This window comes from Herbiconiux sp. L3-i23, assembly GCF_023734115.1.
Lineage (GTDB): Bacteria > Actinomycetota > Actinomycetes > Actinomycetales > Microbacteriaceae > Naasia.
The window spans coordinates 1827475-1841964 of record NZ_AP025737.1 but is presented as its reverse complement, the minus strand read 5'-3'; the positions used below and the strand labels follow the sequence as shown (position 1 = coordinate 1841964).

Here is a 14490-nt window from a genome sequence, read left to right as displayed (position 1 = left end):
ACCTGTCAGCCGACCGGGACGCAGCCGGTCAGAGCCGCGCGTACCGCGCGCGGATCCCGCAGTAGACGCCGTACGCGATAAAGCCCAGTCCGATCAGCGCGAGCACGACGGCGCCAAAGGGGAGCTCGGCCAGCGCCTTGAGAGCGCCGTCGAGGCCGGCCGCCTGCTCGGGGTCGGTCGTCACGGCGGCGGTGCCGAACAGGATGCCGACCACGGCGAGCGCGACGCCCTTCGCGATGTAGCCGACCATGCCGATCAGCTCCGTCGCCCGTCCGGCCCGACCGGACGGGCGGTCGATGTCGTCGAGGAACTTCCGGTTCGCGCCCTTGACCACGAAGTACGCGCCGATGCCGAGGATGCCGGCCGCGACGACGAGGAGCAGCGCCACTCCGAACGGGTTCTCGAGCAGCGTCGCGCTGAGGGACTGCGCGCTCTGGTCTCCGTCGGAACTGCTTCCCATCGCATAGCGGAACGCGGTCACCGACACCGCGGCGTAGGCGACCGCTTTGCCGCCCTCCTTGGCGCGCAGCTTCCAGGTCTCCTTCGTATCGGCCGAGCTCGCGATGATCGCCTGCACGACGCCCCAGAGGGCGAGGGCCGCGAGTCCGACGGCCATCACCCACAGCAGGTTGGCGCCGAACGGGTTGCCCGCGAGTGCGCCGAGCGCGCCGGACTGATCGGCGCTGCCACCTCCGCCGAGCGCGACCGAGATGGCGATGACGCCGATCAGGATGTGGAGGACGCCGTTCGCGGCGTAGCCCGTGCGGGCGAGGACCTTCACGGCGCGGCTCGAACCGACCGACCGTGCAGCGCCTTTGGGATGAGCGACCTGCTTCACCGATGCCATCATGCGGTCAGGCTAGACACGGCAGCAGGAGGAATGCCGAGACCCCGGGCGGCGAGGGTCAGCCGCGGTCGGCGGTCTCGCGCGCCGCCTCCCTCAGCGTCTCGACATCGTCTCGATGCGCGACGGACTGAGGGATGCGCTTCACACTGTCGATCGTCTGCGGAAGGCCCTTCACCTTCTTCAGTTGGGTACGGCCGATCGTATACAGCACGAGCGCAGCGGCTCCCCAGACGGCGGCGACGACGACCGCCGACCAACCGTTGTCGATCAGGTGCCCGAGCCCCCACCAGAGGGCGATCGACACGAACAGCAACGCCATGAGGGCGGCGTACCCAGCGCCTCCCAACAGCCCCGCACCTTTGCCGGCGCGCACCGCCGTCTCCTTGGTCTCGGCCTTGGCGAGCTCGATCTCTTGCCGCACCAGTGTCGAGAGATCCTTCGAGACGTCCCCGAGCAGCTCGCCGAGCGACGAGCGCGCCGCCCTCGGAGCGGCGAGACCGTCTGAGCCCGGAAGTGAGTCGGGAGCGACCGGCGCGGCGTGCCGCCCGGCATCGGTCCGAATCGGGCCGGACTCCGCCGGCACCTCGGGGTGCTGCCCCGTCGGGAGATTCGTCATCGCGCGTGTCCTCTCACGATCGGCGCCATCGCGGAAGCACGACGGTGCTGCTCAGACGGTCCCCGCCGAGACTGAGCGTCTCTCGACCGCCGGATGCGACCGGCCTGGGAGTTCAGCGATGCTGCCGCCCGTCGTCGTTCTGCCGGCGCTCGCCGTCGTCATCGGAGCTTTCGCGGATGCGTCGACCGAGTTCGATGTCCTTCTCCTCCTGCGCCGCCGCCTTCTCGCTCTTCTTGGTGTCTCGCGGCGGCAGTTGAATGTCCTTCTCGGCGGCGATGCCGGCCTGCAACTGCCGTCCGCGTTCCAGTTCGGCGTCGAACTCCGCGCCGAACAGCAGGGCGAGGTTCGCGATCCAGAGCCACAGCAGGAATACGACAACGCCCGCAAGAGACCCGTAGTTCTTGGCATAGTTCGAGAAGTTCGTGACGTAGAGGCCGAACAGTGCCGACGCGACCACCAGGGCGATGAGGGCGAGCAGGGCGCCCATGCTCATCCACCGGAACTTCGGCTGTTTCGCGTTCGGGGTCATGTAGTAGAGCACGGCGAGGAGGAAGACGAGGATCGCGGCGATCACCGGCCACTTCGCGATGTCCCAGACGGCGGTGAACGCATCGCCGGCGCCGAACAGCGCGCCGACGGAGTCCGCGACGGGACCGGACACGACGAGCAGCAGGACGACGACGAGGATGAGCGCCAGCCCGATGATGGTGACGAGCAGCTGCACCGGCTTGAGCTTCCAGACGGGGCGCCCCTCGTCGATCTCGTAGATGCGGTTCATCGCTCGCGAGAAGGCGCCGACGTAGCCAGACGCCGACCAGATCGCGAGCACGATGCCGCTGACGAGGGCGAACCCGGCGGCGGGCGACTCTGCGAAGCCCTCGAGCGGTCCCCGGAGGACGTCGAGCGCCGACTCGGGCGCAACCGAGCTCAGCACTTCGAGGAGGCCGTCGACGACCTGTTTGCCGTTGCCGATCACCCCGAGCACCGAGATGAGGGCGATGAACGCCGGGAAGATCGACAGCACCGCGTAATAGGTGAGCGAGGCGGCGATGTCGGTGCACTGGTCGCTCGTGAATTCGCGTGCGGTCTTCCGCAGCACGTAGAGCCACGACCGTTTGCTGACCTCGGTGGGTTTGTCGGGCTTCCGAGAATCCTCCGGCTCGGGCGCGTCCTTGAGACGTTCGCTGGCACCTGCGTCGGTCATGGCCGACCTCTCATCGCTTGTTGGAGAGAAAACGCTGGGAGAAGACGCCGGGGGCCGCGTGACGACGCGGCCCCCAGCGGTCGGGGTTACTCAGCCGTTCTGAACGGCGTCCTTCGAGTCCTGTGCCTGCGACTTCACGTCGCTGGCGGCGGACTGCGCCTCCGACTTGACCTCGGCGGCCGCGTCGGTGGCGGTCTCCTTGACGGCCTGCGCGGCCTGCTGGGCGGGCTCCTTGAGGTGCTCGCCGACCTCCTTCGCCGCGTCCTGCGCCTTCTCGACGAGCGGCTGCGCCGCGTCCTTCACCTGCGAGGCTGCGTTCTTCTCCACCGTCGTCGAGGGCAGCAGCGACGACACGAGCCAGCCGGCGCCGAACGCGATCAGGCCGACGGCGAGCGGATTGCCTTTCGCCTTCTGCACCGCGGCACGCGGGGCGGCGCCGAGCGACTCACCCGCTGACGACGTCGACGATGCCACGCTGTCCCTCGCGTCGGACGCTGCGCCCATGACCTTCTCCTTCACTCCGCTGAATGCGTCTTTCACCTTGACCGTCTGACGGTGCACGACCTTCGACGGGGTCACCTTGTCGGCGAGCGCGTCGACGTCGCCGCTCAATTCGGTACGTGTGCGGTCGATCTCCGCTCGGATGCGATCGGCGTCGCTCATCGGTTCTCCTCATTCCTCTTGAAGCTGTCCGGGATGCGCTTGATGCTGTCCACGGTTTGCGGTGCGCCCTTGATCGTCTTCAGCTGCTTGCGGCCGACGACGAAGAGCACCAGTGCGATGACGGCCCAGATCAGGGCGACGACGACGGCCGACCAGCCGTTGTCGATCAGATGACCGAGCCCCCACCAGAGCGCGATGGACAGGAAGAGCACGGCCATGAGCGCCGCGTATCCTGCGCCGCCGAGGAGCCCCGCACCCTTCCCGGCGCGCGTCGCGCTCTCCTTCGCCTCAGCCTTGGCGAGGTCGATCTCCTGCCGCACCAGCGTGGACAGGTCTTTGGTGACCTCGCCGAGCAGATCGCCGAGCGACGTCCGTGCGGCCTTCTGTTCGGAGGGCGTGCCCGGGTCGCTCATCGGTACTCGCTCTCGCCGGGCAGCGGGGTCGCGGTCGTCGCGCCGGAGTTCACGTCGTAGGCGGGCACGTTGCTGCTGTAGGCGCCGGTCGGTGCCGGAGCGGGCACGCTGGTGTCGTACGTCGTGGACGAGGTGGAGCTTCCGGTCGCCTCGGCCTCCTTCTCCTCCTTCACCGTCTCGGTGATGCCGCGGGTCAGCCGGCCGGCGAGCAGCCCGGCCGCGGCGGCGACGCCGATGAACACTCCCGGACGGCGCGCTGCGAACTGGCGCACCTCGTCGAGGAGCGAGCCCGGGTCGCGCTGGTCGAGCCACGATGCGACGCCGTCGAGCTTGCCCGCCGCCTGTCCGACGAGGTCGGCAGCGACGCCGCCGTTCTCGGCGGATGACGACATCGATCCGAGTTCCTCGGAGATCGAGCGCAGGCCGGCGGCGACGCGCTCCTGCTGTCGTGCTGCCTGCTCGGAGAGCTCGCCCTTGGTCTGGTCGTACAGGTCGCGGGCCTGGTGCTTCGCTTCGGAGGCGACCTCGGAGGCCTTGTCCTTCGCGGTGCCCGCCACGTGCTTGCCGGCCTCGGCGGCGGTTTGGCCCACTTCGGCCGCCTGCTCCTTCGCCGCAGCGGCCTTGCCCTGATCGCCGGAACCGCCGCTGCCGCCGGAGTAGCCGCCGGTGGTGCCGCCGCCGACAGGGGGAGGGGTGACGGGCGTTGTCGGCGGGGGCGTCGGAATCCGCTCGACGGGGAGGTCGGGGTAGTCGCCCGAGGAGATGCTGTTGCTCATGATCGTCCTTTCGGTGCGGGAGTTCGGCTCCACGCGCTTCGGTTCGCACCAACGACCGTGAGCGCCAAAACTGGACGCACCAGGACCGGTCGATGGGCGCCGCCTGGGAGAAACAGTCGTTCGCGGCGAGCCCTGAGAATCCCTCAGACGGGTCGCGGGAAGGGGGCTGTGAATCGGTGCATCGAAGGGCGCACCGTCGCGCCTCGAGGGCTGCGCGCGGTCGGTGGAGAGGTAGAGGCGGGAGTTACTTGCCCATCAGGTCGTCGAGGAGGATCTGGTAGTCCTCGGACGTGACGCTGACGCCGCCCTGGTAGGGGTGATCCATGTCAGCGGTGACGAAGATGAGCAACCCGACGAAGACGGCGATGATGCCCGACATGAACAGATGCACCTGCAGTCGCCGCACCTCGATCAGTGCTAGGAGAACCGCGTTGAGCACGGCGCCGACCGCGATCACGAACCAGAGCAGCGGCGGCAGCGACAGATCGGTCATGTCGATGCGGGTTCGTCTCGCGTCGACCAGTTCGTTGAAGGTCTCGATCGTGTTGGTGTGCAGGGCCTGCGCACCGTTCGTGACCGGCTCGTAGGAGAGCAGCAGCTGCTGCACGGCGGCGAGGCGCTCGTCGGTCTCGCGCGGCACGACCCCCGCCGCCTGCTGCGGCCAGTCCAGGGTCACCACCCCTTGCGTGTACTCGCGGATGGTGTCCTGCAGCTGCCCCGAGAAAGGCTGCGGGTATCCTGCGGCGTCGCGGAAGAGTGTGGCGATCGCGGAGGTCTCACCGAGCACCGCGTCGTCGACACTCGTGAAGTTCTCGTACACCGACACGGCGACGAGGGCGAGGAGGATGCCGTAGAAGACCCCGTACGCAGTGATGGCGTAGCCGAGCACCCGGTCCCACTCGGAGTTGTTGCCGGCGGCGCGCATGACCGGGCGACGGACGCCGAGCAGGATGAGCCACGACCCGGCGAGGAAGCCGAGCACGGCGACCGGCAGAGACAGCCAGACCGGCCAGTCGTACAGGAAGGTGTCCATCGCCTCTTCTTTCGTCTCCGATCATGATGGCGTGCAGGCGCGGTGGCCGCCGCCATCCACGCGGCTCGCCGCCGTCGCGGTGGGCTCAGTACCAGCCGACGTCTTCGGAGTGAGCCCACGCGGCGCAGGGCGACCCATATCGGTTGGCGATGTAGCCAAGGCCCCACTCGATCTGCGTGGCCGCGTTGGTGCGCCAGTCGCCGCCGGCGGCTGCCATCTTGCTGCCGGGCAGCGACTGAGGGATGCCGTACGCGCCGCTCGAGCCGTTGTAGGCGTTCCACCGCCAGCTCGATTCGCGGGTCCACAGCCAGACGAGGCACTGGTATTCGCCGTCGTTCCAGCCGTACGCGGGCATGCGCGTCGCCGCGTGCGCGCGGGCCTCGGCGGGACTCATCGAGCCGGCGCCGGGCGTGACCCCGCCGAGCTCCTCGCCGGAGCCGCCCGAGCCGCCCCCACCGGTGGTGCCGCCACCGCTCGATCCACCGGAGCCGGTGCCACCCGAGTACGAATCCTCGAGCTGCTGACCCGCGCGGTACTGCCGTTCCAGCTCACTGGAGGTGTCGTTGAGCTCCGCCAACTGCTCGTACAGGGTCGACGAGCGCGCGTTCATCTCCGCCAGCGCCGCCTCCGCGCTCTGCTGGGCCGCGTTCGCCTCCTCTGATCGGGCCTGCGCCGCGTCCGCGAAGCGGTCCCGCTCCCTCGTCGCGATCTCCGCCTGCTCCCCGAGCGATTCGGCCTGGCGCTGCTCGCGCGCCGCCGCGTCGCGGAGGAGCGCGAGCGACTCGGTCACCTTCGACATCGTGCCGATCCGGCCGAGCAGATCGTCGGCGTCGCTGCCCGACAACCACAGATCGAGCACCGGGTCTCCGGCGCGGGCCATGCTCGCCGCCACCGCGCCCGCTTGGCGGGACGAATCGCGGGCGCGCTGTTCGGCCTCCGCGGCGCTCGCCGCGAGCGCGGCCGACACCGCGGCGGCCTCGTCCGCGGCGGCCCGAGCCGCGCTGGAGGCGGCCGCCTGATCGACCGCGACGTCACCGAGTCGAGCGGCTTCCGCCTCGAGGCCGTCGAGCAGGCCCGCGATGCGCGAGACCTCGGTCTGAGTGGCCGCGGCGTCGCTCTTCGCGTCAGCGACCTCGTCCCATGAGGGGTAGTCGGCGGCCACCGCCGGCTCCGCGAGCTCGGCGCCGGCGACCAGCGCCGCGACGAGGGCGGCGCGCAGCAGCGCCTGCGGGCGGCGGGCAGTCACCTGGTCAGGCTAGAGCCGCGGAGAGGGGCGTGCGGGCAGGGCGCGCGGGCGCTCCGAATCCGCGCGTGCGACGATCGACGGGCGGACGGCGCACGTCCGATCACGATCGAAGGAGGAGCGGGATGGCACGAGCGGTGGTCGCCGAAGCGTACGGGGGACTCGAAGTCCTGACGGTCGTGGAGAAGGAGGTGCCATCGCCCGGTATCGGCGAGGTGACGATCGAGGTACGCGCCGCGGGCGTCAACCCCTCCGACTTCAAGACCATCTCGGGCGAGTTCGGCCGGAACGACGCCTCGCTTCCGCTTCCCGTCGGCAACGAGGTCGCCGGGGTCATCACCGCGGTAGGACTCGAAGCCGGCCCCTTCGCCGAAGGCGACGAGGTCGTCGCGTTCCGTGTCCGCGGCGGATGGGCGGACAGCATCACCGTCGCCGCGCGCTCCGTCTTCGCGAAGCCCGCGTCGCTCTCGTTCGATGCGGCCGCGGGCCTGCTGCTCACCGGGACGACGGCGGAGCACCTCCTCGTGGCGACCGATGTGCACGACGGCGACACCGTGCTCATCCACGGCGCGTCGGGCAGCGTCGGTCTCCTCGCCGCCCAGCTCGCGATCGGTCGCGGAGCGCGGGTGATCGGAACGTCGAGTGCAGCCCGATTCGACGTGCTGCGCCGCTTCGGCGTGGAGCCGGTCGAGTACGGCGACGGGCTTCTCGATCGCGTGCGCGAGATCGCGCCCGAGATCACCGTCGCGCTCGACACGGTCGGCACCGACGAGGCCGTCGACGTGTCCGTCGCCCTCGTCGCCGACCGCCACCGCATCGCCACGATCGCGGCCTTCGGACGCGGTGGCGAGGCGGGCATCCAGCTGCTCGGCGGAAGCCCCGGGGCCGACCCCGGAACCGACATCCGCAATGCGGCCAAGGCGAAACTCATCGCACTCGCCGGCGAGGGGCGGCTCCTCGTCGAGCTCGGCCCGTCGTTCCCGCTCGAGGACGCCGTCGAGGCGCTTCGGCTCGTCACGACCGGTCACCCCGGAGGCAAGGTCGTGCTGCACCCGTGACACCTCGAGTCGCCCCCTACGGTTCATGGCACTCGCCGATCGACGCGGCCGCGATCGCCGGCGGCACCCACGCGGTCGAGGACGCCCGGTTCGTCGGTGACGAGGTCTGGTGGTCCGAGCGCCGCCCCACTGAGGGTGGGCGCACCGGCGTCTTCCGCCGACGATTCGACGGGGCCGTCGAGACCGTGCTCCCGGCGCCGGCCGGAGCGCGCAGTCGCGTGCACGAGTACGGCGGCGGTGCGTGGACGGCGACGTCCGACGGAACGCTCGTCTACGTCGACGCGCGCGATCAGCGCATCCACCGGCTCCGCCCCGACGGCCTCGCCGAGCCGCTCACGCCGCACATCAGGGGGACCTCGTACGCGGAGATCGCCGTGCACGGCGACGAGATCCTCGCCGTCCGCGAGCATGTGAACGAGCACTCGGTGTCGCGCGACATCGTGGCGGTGCCGCTCGACGGATCGGCGGCAGAGAGCCGCGACGCGATCCGCGCGCTCGTCGCCGGGTCCGACTTCGTCGCCTACCCGCGCATCTCGCCCGACGGACGCCGGCTCGCCTGGATCGCGTGGGACCACCCCCGCATGCCGTGGGACGGCACCGAGCTGCGCGTCGGTGAGGTCGTCGACGGCGTCGTTCCGGAGTGGCGCACTCTGCTGGGCGGCCCAGTGGAGTCGGTGCTGCAGCCGGAGTGGCGCGACGACGAGACGCTCTGGTGCGTCACCGATCGCAGCGGCTTCTGGAATCCGGTGCTCGTCGACACGGGCGGCACGATGATCCGTGAGGCCGTCACCGAGCGGGAGACCGGAGGGCCCCTTTGGAACCTCGGTGCCCGTTGGTACCTGCCGCTCGCCGCCGACCGGTTGCTGCTGCGCTCGACGTTCGGCTCCGACCGGCTCGAGGTCCTTGAGGCGGATGGCACCCGGTCGGTGCTCGACAGCCCCTTCACCTCGTTCGAGCTGCTCGACTACGCCGATGGACGCGTGCTCGTGCGCGGAGGCGGTCCCGATCTCCCCGGCGGTCTTCACCTGCTCGATATCGCCGATGGGTCGGTCGAGATCGGCGCGGTCGAAACCGTGCGGTCCGACTTCGAGGAGCTCCCCGACGCGGCGTACCTGCCCGCGCCGGTCGAGCGGACCTTCCAGGGGGAGGGGCGCGAGGTGCACGCCGTCGTCTATCCGCCGCGTAACCCCGACCACGTCGCGCCCGACGGGGAGCCGCCCCCGTACGTGACCATCGTGCACGGCGGGCCGACGGCGCACTCGCAGGCCTCGGTGAACCCGGTCTTCGCGTACTACACCAGCCGCGGCATCGGTGTGCTCGACGTCAACTACGGCGGCTCGACGGGATACGGCCGCGCCTACCGGGAGCGGCTCGACGGCGAGTGGGGAGTCGTCGACGTCGCCGACGTCGAGACCGCGGCGCGAGGGCTCGTCGCCGCGGGGGAGGCGGACGGTGCCCGCATGGCCATCGAGGGCAGCTCCGCCGGCGGATGGACGGTGCTGTCGAGCCTGGTGCGCGGCGACGTCTTCGCCTGCGGGGTCTCCCTCTACGGCGTCGCCGACCTGCGCACTCTCATCGCCGCGACCCACGACTTCGAACGCAGCTATCTGCAGGGGCTCGTCGGTCCTCTGCCCGGCGCCGAGGCGTTGTATGTCGAACGCTCGCCGCTGACCTGCGGTGAGCCGTTCGAGCGTCCGATCCTCCTTCTGCAAGGCCTCGAGGACCCGGTGGTCCCGCCCGCGCAGTCGGAGCAGGTGCGCGATGCGCTCGTCGCGGCCGGGGTTCCGCACGCCTACCTGACGTTCGAGGGGGAGTCGCACGGCTTCCGCCGGGCCGAGACGCGGACGGCGGTGCGCGAGGCAGCGCTGTCGTTCTACGGCCAGATCCTCGGATTCACCCCGCCCAGCGTGCCGGAGTTGTCTCTCTGGCGGCCTGATCAGGCGGTTCCCGAATAATGCGCATGCTCGTCCGGTTGACTCGAAGGACCCCGGCTGCGTGCCGGGACGTCCGACAGGAGACCACCCGATGACCGACGTGAACGCCGAAGCCGAGCTCGACGCCCGCCTCAAGGCGCGCCGAATCGACAGCGCCCGGGGACCGCTCGGCGCGCTCGCGCTCGTCAACACGCAGTGGGTCGACTCCGAGCAGCCGATCTGGGGCGTGCCCGGCACATGGGCTCCGCTCCCCGAAGGGCAGTCGGGGCTCATCGTGCGCGCCACGGCCGCGGATGGTGTCGAGGTGGACGGGACGCTCGTCGACGGCGTCGCGATCGTCGCCGGCCCGGAGGCCATCGCCCCGTCGACGGTGGTGTTCGACGATCACACCCGGGGGACCGTCGTGCGCAGCGAGAGCGGCGGATACGGCCTGCGGGTGTGGGACTCCCAGTCGGAGGGGATCGCCCGTTTCGGAGGGATCGACAGCTTCCCCTACGACCCCGCGTGGGTGATCACCGGCCGGTTCACGCCGCTCGCCGAGGGCACGACCGTCGCCTTCGAACATGTCGCCGGCGACGATGAGCGGCTGAAGCCGATTCCCGGTGAGATCGGCTTCGACCACGACGGCGGCAGCTACACCGTCGTCGCCTTCCCCGAGGGGTCGCGCCTGCAGCTGGTGTTCGCCGACGCCACCAACGGGGACAGCACGTACAGCGTCGGCCGCTTCCTGTTCGTCGCCCCCGACGAGCACGGCGAGGTCGTGCTCGACTTCAACCGGGCGGTGCTGCCGCCCTGCGCGTTCAGCTACAACTTCAACTGCCCGATCCCACCCGCGCAGAATCGGTTCCCGTTCCCGGTCACGGCGGGGGAGAAGAACGTGCTCGACGCCTCAGGCGGTCTGCTGCACTGACGCGGGTGACGCGGTGGCCGGACGGCCGCGCCGCGGACGGGCGACCGCGAGCGGGCGCACCAGGGTTCCGCTCGCCGCGGTGTCGCGGGCGCGGGCCAGCCATCTGACCGCGGCGCCGGCGAGGTCGGCGGCCGCGGCGTCCGCCAGGGTCGTCGCCGAGGCGAGCTCGGGCTCGTCGAGCGACGCGATGACCGCCGTCCAGTGCTTGAGGTAGCCGTCGATGACCGCGTCGGTATCGCCGCTCGGGACCGTGCTCGAAACCAGTACACGGTCGAGCATCTCGGTCCAGTCCGGGTCGATCGGGCTGACCCCGGTCACCCAGGCGATCGCCTCGTCGCGCCCCGACGGGGTGAGCTCGTAGAGCGGGGAGCCGTCGGCGGTGTCGCCCGCCCGGCTGATGCGACCCTGCTTCTGCAAACGGTCGAGAGTGCCGTAGATCTGGCCGACGTTCACGGCACCGCGGTGAGCGGCGCGCGCGAGCAGCTCACCGTGCAGTTGCAGGCCGTAGGCGGGGCCCAGGGTGAGCACTCCGAGGAGGCCGTTCCGCACGGACATGTGTCCCTCCTCACGGGCTCGAAACACTCCGCTCGATAGTCGCTCACGTTCGACCGGATCGCACCGTTGTCATTCCGGCGTGTCGTCGGGCATAATTCCAAGCACTGGGTCTCCCAGGCAATAACTTCATATCGGTGCAACAGGAGGATTGTCCGTTCACCAGGTCGTTGGGGAAGACGTACCTATCCGAACGGAGAACCACTATGACTGCACCGTCTGCCCGGGGTGTGCTGTACGTGCACTCCTCGCCGCGCGCGCTCTGCCCCCATGTCGAATGGGCCGCAGGTCGCGCTATCGGGCGTGCCGTGAACTTCAAGTGGATCGAGCAGCCCGTTCTGAAGAACTCGCAGCGCACCGACTTCTACTGGGAGGGCCCTCAGGGCACCGGCGCTGCGATCGCGTCCGCCCTCCGCGGGTGGGAGCACCTCCGTTTCGAGGTGACCGAGGACGCCGGGTACGGCACCGATGGTGCTCGCTGGATGCACACGCCCGATCTGGGCATCTTCTACGCGCAGACGGACACGTCCGGCAATGTGGTGGTCCCCGAGGATCGCATCCGTTACGCGATGGATGTGGCCGGTGTGAACGCCCTCGAACTGCACCGCGAGCTCCGTCTGGCGCTCGGGCAGGCGTGGGATGAGGAGCTGGAACCGTTCCGTCACGCCGGCGAGCACAGCCCCGTCGTCTGGATGCACAGAGCGGGCTGAGAGCTTCGCGACACGCCGAGCGGATGTGACTCGTTCGGGGGACTCGCAGTCGTAGCCTTGTCTTGTTCGCCTCGCGCTCCAACGCGTTCGGGTCGTAAGGGTAGCGACCCTCGAACTTAGCGACAGCGACATGAAGAGCCCCGACCGGATGGGTACCGGCTCGGGGCTCTTCCCCTTTCTCGGGCGCTGCATTCCTGGTCATTGAGGAGGCCGTTCACGGCCGTCGCGAAATGACGGGGTTTCCGGTTCGCCGGTGTGGCACACCCGGGAGGTGGTGTCGCATCGCGACGGCCGCGGGCGGCCTCCTCAGCGACCAGTGGGGAGCCTCGCATTCCTGGTCATTGAGGAGGCCGTCTACGGCCGTCGCGAGATGACGGGTGTTGCCGGTTCGCCGGTGTGGCACACCTGGGAGGTGGTGTCGCATCGCGACGGCCGCGGGCGGCCTCCTCAGCGACCAGTGGGGAGTCTCGCATTGTGGTGTCGCATCGCGACGGCCGTGGGGGCGGCCTCCTCAGTCGACGGCGGCGACGGCCCAGCGCATGGTGGTCTTGAGGTGGTAGGTGCCGTCGGGACGGCGGAGGGTCGACGCCGCATCGAGGACCGTCGCCCGGACTTCTTCGCGCCGCTTCGAGTCCTCGCCGAGCAGGAGCATCCGCAGCAGGGTGTCGGCGTCCGGCACATCGAACCCGATGGGCGTCACGCCCGCACCCGACGTCACGAGCCCCGCGTCCTCGAGCAGCGCCACCAACCCGCCGTCCGAGGGCGCCTGCTCGTCGTCAGGCGGATCTTCCCCGTCGTACTCCGCGATGGCCGCTTCGAGCGCATCGATGTCGCTGTGCGGCCCGTGGGCCCACTGCGCGATCGCAACCCGCCCGCCCGTCCGGAGCGCACGGGTCATCGCCACCACAGCATCGTCTGCGTCCTCGGCGAACTGCAGCGCGTTGACGGCGACGACCACATCGAACGCACCGTCGGCCCAGCGCAGGTCCTCGAACGACCCGAGCCGGAACTCCGCATCCGGCGCCGCCTCACGGGCGAGCGCGAGCATCGCCGGCGACGGATCGACTCCGACCGCTCGAGCACCGACGGAGTCGAGGAGGGCGACGAACTCGCCACTGCCGCACCCCACATCGAGCACCTGGCTACCGGTTCCTACCCCGGCCGCGTCGATCAGCACAGACCGCACCGGGTCGGCAAGGCGACCCCACAGACCGGACCAGGCGGCGGCGATCGACGACCAGGGGTCGTCGTCGCCGCCCGCCATGCTCAGTAGGTCTTGAACGCGGCGACGGCGTTGTGGCCGCCGAAGCCGAAGGAGTTGCTGATCGCGAACAGGTCGCCGTCGCCGAGCGGACGCGGCGAGGTGACGATGTCGAGATCGATCGCCGGATCCTGCTCGGTGAGGTTGATCGTCGGAGGTGCGACGCGCTCGTTGAGCGCAAGGATCGTGAAGATCGCCTCGATACCGCCCGCGCCGCCGAGCAGATGGCCGGTCGACGCCTTGGTGGCGGTGACCGGGATGCCGGCGAGCCCGTCGCCGAAGACGTGCTTCAGCGCGTTGTACTCGGCGATGTCGCCGACGGGCGTGCTGGTCGCGTGCGCGTTGATGTGCGCCACGTCGGCGCGGCTGTAGCCGGCGCCTTCGATGGCGGCGATCATCGCGCGGGCCGCGGCCGACCCCTCGGGGTCGGGGGCGGTGATGTGGTAGGCGTCGCTGGTGACAGCGCCACCGACGACCGCGGCGTAGATACGGGCGCCGCGAGCGAGGGCGTGCTCCTCGGTCTCGAGGACGATGGCGGCACCGCCCTCACCGAGCACGAAGCCGTCGCGGGTCGCGTCGTAGGGACGCGAGGCATGCTGGGGGTCGTCGTTGCGCTTCGACAGCGCCTGCATCGACGCGAACGACGCGAGCGGCAGCGGGTGGATCGCCGCCTCGGAACCACCGGCCACGACCACGTCGACGAGGCCCGCCTGCAGGTGCTCGTAGGCGTTGGCGATCGACTCGGTGCTCGACGCGCAGGCCGAGACGACGGTGCGGGCGCCGCCGCGCGCGCCGAGAGCCATCTCGATCGCCGCTGCGGGCGCGTTCGGCATCAGCATCGGCACTGTCATCGGCAGCACGCGGCGCGGCCCGCGTTCGCGCAGGGTGTCCCACGCGTCGAGCAGGGTCCAGACCCCGCCGATTCCGGTAGCCCAGTCGATGCCGAAACGCTCGGGCACGACGTCCTCGAGCCCGGCGTCGCTCCACGCCTCACGGGCGGCGATGAGCGCGAACTGGCTGCCCGGGTCGAGACGCTTCGCCTCGATCCGCTCCAGCTGCTCGCTGGCCGGGACCTTCGCCTGGGCGGCGAAGGTCACCGGCAGCTCGAGCGCGGAAACCCACTCCTCCTCGATCGTGCTCGCGCCGGACTCACCGGCGAGCAGAGCGTTCCACGAGTCGCGGGCGGTCCCACCGAGCGGGGTGGTGGCGCCGAGGCCGGTGACGACGATCTTCTTGGGCATGGAGGGGCTCCTGTGCAGTGTTGTTCGGG

General features: G+C 70.3%; 15 protein-coding genes. 4 read left to right on the top strand and 11 right to left on the bottom strand.

From position 1 onward, the window contains the following. Nucleotides 1-28: 28 nt before the first annotated feature. The 8 genes from NGH83_RS08685 to NGH83_RS08650 all read right to left on the bottom strand — a co-directional run bounded on the left by NGH83_RS08685 (nucleotide 29) and on the right by NGH83_RS08650 (nucleotide 6798). Nucleotides 29-850, bottom strand: coding sequence for a DUF1206 domain-containing protein (locus NGH83_RS08685; RefSeq protein WP_251855866.1), 822 nt, complete (start codon nucleotides 848-850; stop codon nucleotides 29-31). Between the two features lie 55 nt (nucleotides 851-905). Further along, nucleotides 906-1463: a phage holin family protein gene (locus tag NGH83_RS08680; RefSeq protein ID WP_371872643.1), complete on the bottom strand. Its 558-nt coding sequence runs from the start codon at nucleotides 1461-1463 to the stop codon at nucleotides 906-908. Between the two features lie 112 nt (nucleotides 1464-1575). Continuing rightward, nucleotides 1576-2667: a YihY/virulence factor BrkB family protein gene (locus NGH83_RS08675; RefSeq protein WP_251855865.1), complete on the bottom strand. Its 1092-nt coding sequence runs from the start codon at nucleotides 2665-2667 to the stop codon at nucleotides 1576-1578. A 90-nt stretch (nucleotides 2668-2757) separates the two neighbouring features. After that, a complete protein-coding gene (locus NGH83_RS08670) occupies nucleotides 2758-3330 on the bottom strand; it encodes a DUF3618 domain-containing protein (protein ID WP_251855864.1) in 573 nt (190 codons plus the stop codon). After that, a complete protein-coding gene (locus tag NGH83_RS08665; protein WP_251855863.1) occupies nucleotides 3327-3743 on the bottom strand; it encodes a phage holin family protein in 417 nt (138 codons plus the stop codon). The genes NGH83_RS08670 and NGH83_RS08665 overlap by 4 nt, the downstream gene beginning before the upstream one ends. Further along, nucleotides 3740-4519, bottom strand: a complete 780-nt coding sequence (locus NGH83_RS08660) for a hypothetical protein (protein WP_251855862.1) — start codon at nucleotides 4517-4519, stop codon at nucleotides 3740-3742. The genes NGH83_RS08665 and NGH83_RS08660 overlap by 4 nt, the downstream gene beginning before the upstream one ends. Before the next feature lie 244 nt (nucleotides 4520-4763). Continuing rightward, complete coding sequence (locus tag NGH83_RS08655) at nucleotides 4764-5552, bottom strand: DUF4239 domain-containing protein (protein WP_251855861.1); 789 nt, start codon at nucleotides 5550-5552, stop codon at nucleotides 4764-4766. Nucleotides 5553-5637: 85 nt separating this feature from the next. After that, nucleotides 5638-6798 carry a hypothetical protein gene (locus tag NGH83_RS08650; protein ID WP_251855860.1) on the bottom strand — a complete coding sequence of 387 codons (1161 nt, stop codon included), beginning with the start codon at nucleotides 6796-6798 and terminating at the stop codon, nucleotides 5638-5640. Between the two features lie 122 nt (nucleotides 6799-6920). Between NGH83_RS08650 and NGH83_RS08645 the strand changes: the two genes are divergently transcribed. The 3 genes from NGH83_RS08645 to NGH83_RS08635 all read left to right on the top strand — a co-directional run bounded on the left by NGH83_RS08645 (nucleotide 6921) and on the right by NGH83_RS08635 (nucleotide 10697). After that, nucleotides 6921-7853 (top strand): NADP-dependent oxidoreductase, encoded by a 933-nt coding sequence (locus NGH83_RS08645; RefSeq protein WP_251855859.1) that lies wholly within the window; start codon nucleotides 6921-6923, stop codon nucleotides 7851-7853. Next, nucleotides 7850-9808, top strand: coding sequence for a S9 family peptidase (locus NGH83_RS08640; protein ID WP_251855858.1), 1959 nt, complete (start codon nucleotides 7850-7852; stop codon nucleotides 9806-9808). Before NGH83_RS08645 ends, NGH83_RS08640 begins: the two co-directional genes overlap by 4 nt. Nucleotides 9809-9878: 70 nt before the next feature. Next, complete coding sequence (locus NGH83_RS08635; RefSeq protein ID WP_251855857.1) at nucleotides 9879-10697, top strand: DUF1684 domain-containing protein; 819 nt, start codon at nucleotides 9879-9881, stop codon at nucleotides 10695-10697. On the opposite strand, the gene NGH83_RS08630 is transcribed toward NGH83_RS08635, so the two are convergent. After that, nucleotides 10677-11252, bottom strand: a complete 576-nt coding sequence (locus tag NGH83_RS08630; RefSeq protein WP_251855856.1) for a PadR family transcriptional regulator — start codon at nucleotides 11250-11252, stop codon at nucleotides 10677-10679. The two genes, NGH83_RS08635 and NGH83_RS08630, sit on opposite strands and share 21 nt — an antisense overlap. A gap of 203 nt (nucleotides 11253-11455) precedes the next feature. Between NGH83_RS08630 and NGH83_RS08625 the strand changes: the two genes are divergently transcribed. After that, the gene (locus NGH83_RS08625; protein ID WP_251855855.1) at nucleotides 11456-11959 is read left to right on the top strand and encodes a DUF3145 domain-containing protein; all 504 of its coding nucleotides are present in this window, start codon (nucleotides 11456-11458) and stop codon (nucleotides 11957-11959) included. A 511-nt stretch (nucleotides 11960-12470) separates the two neighbouring features. Here the strand turns inward: NGH83_RS08625 and NGH83_RS08620 are convergent. Further along, nucleotides 12471-13223 carry a class I SAM-dependent methyltransferase gene (locus tag NGH83_RS08620; protein ID WP_251855854.1) on the bottom strand — a complete coding sequence of 251 codons (753 nt, stop codon included), beginning with the start codon at nucleotides 13221-13223 and terminating at the stop codon, nucleotides 12471-12473. A 2-nt stretch (nucleotides 13224-13225) separates the two neighbouring features. Next, nucleotides 13226-14461, bottom strand: a complete 1236-nt coding sequence (locus tag NGH83_RS08615) for a beta-ketoacyl synthase (RefSeq protein WP_251855853.1) — start codon at nucleotides 14459-14461, stop codon at nucleotides 13226-13228. Nucleotides 14462-14490 lie beyond the last annotated feature (29 nt).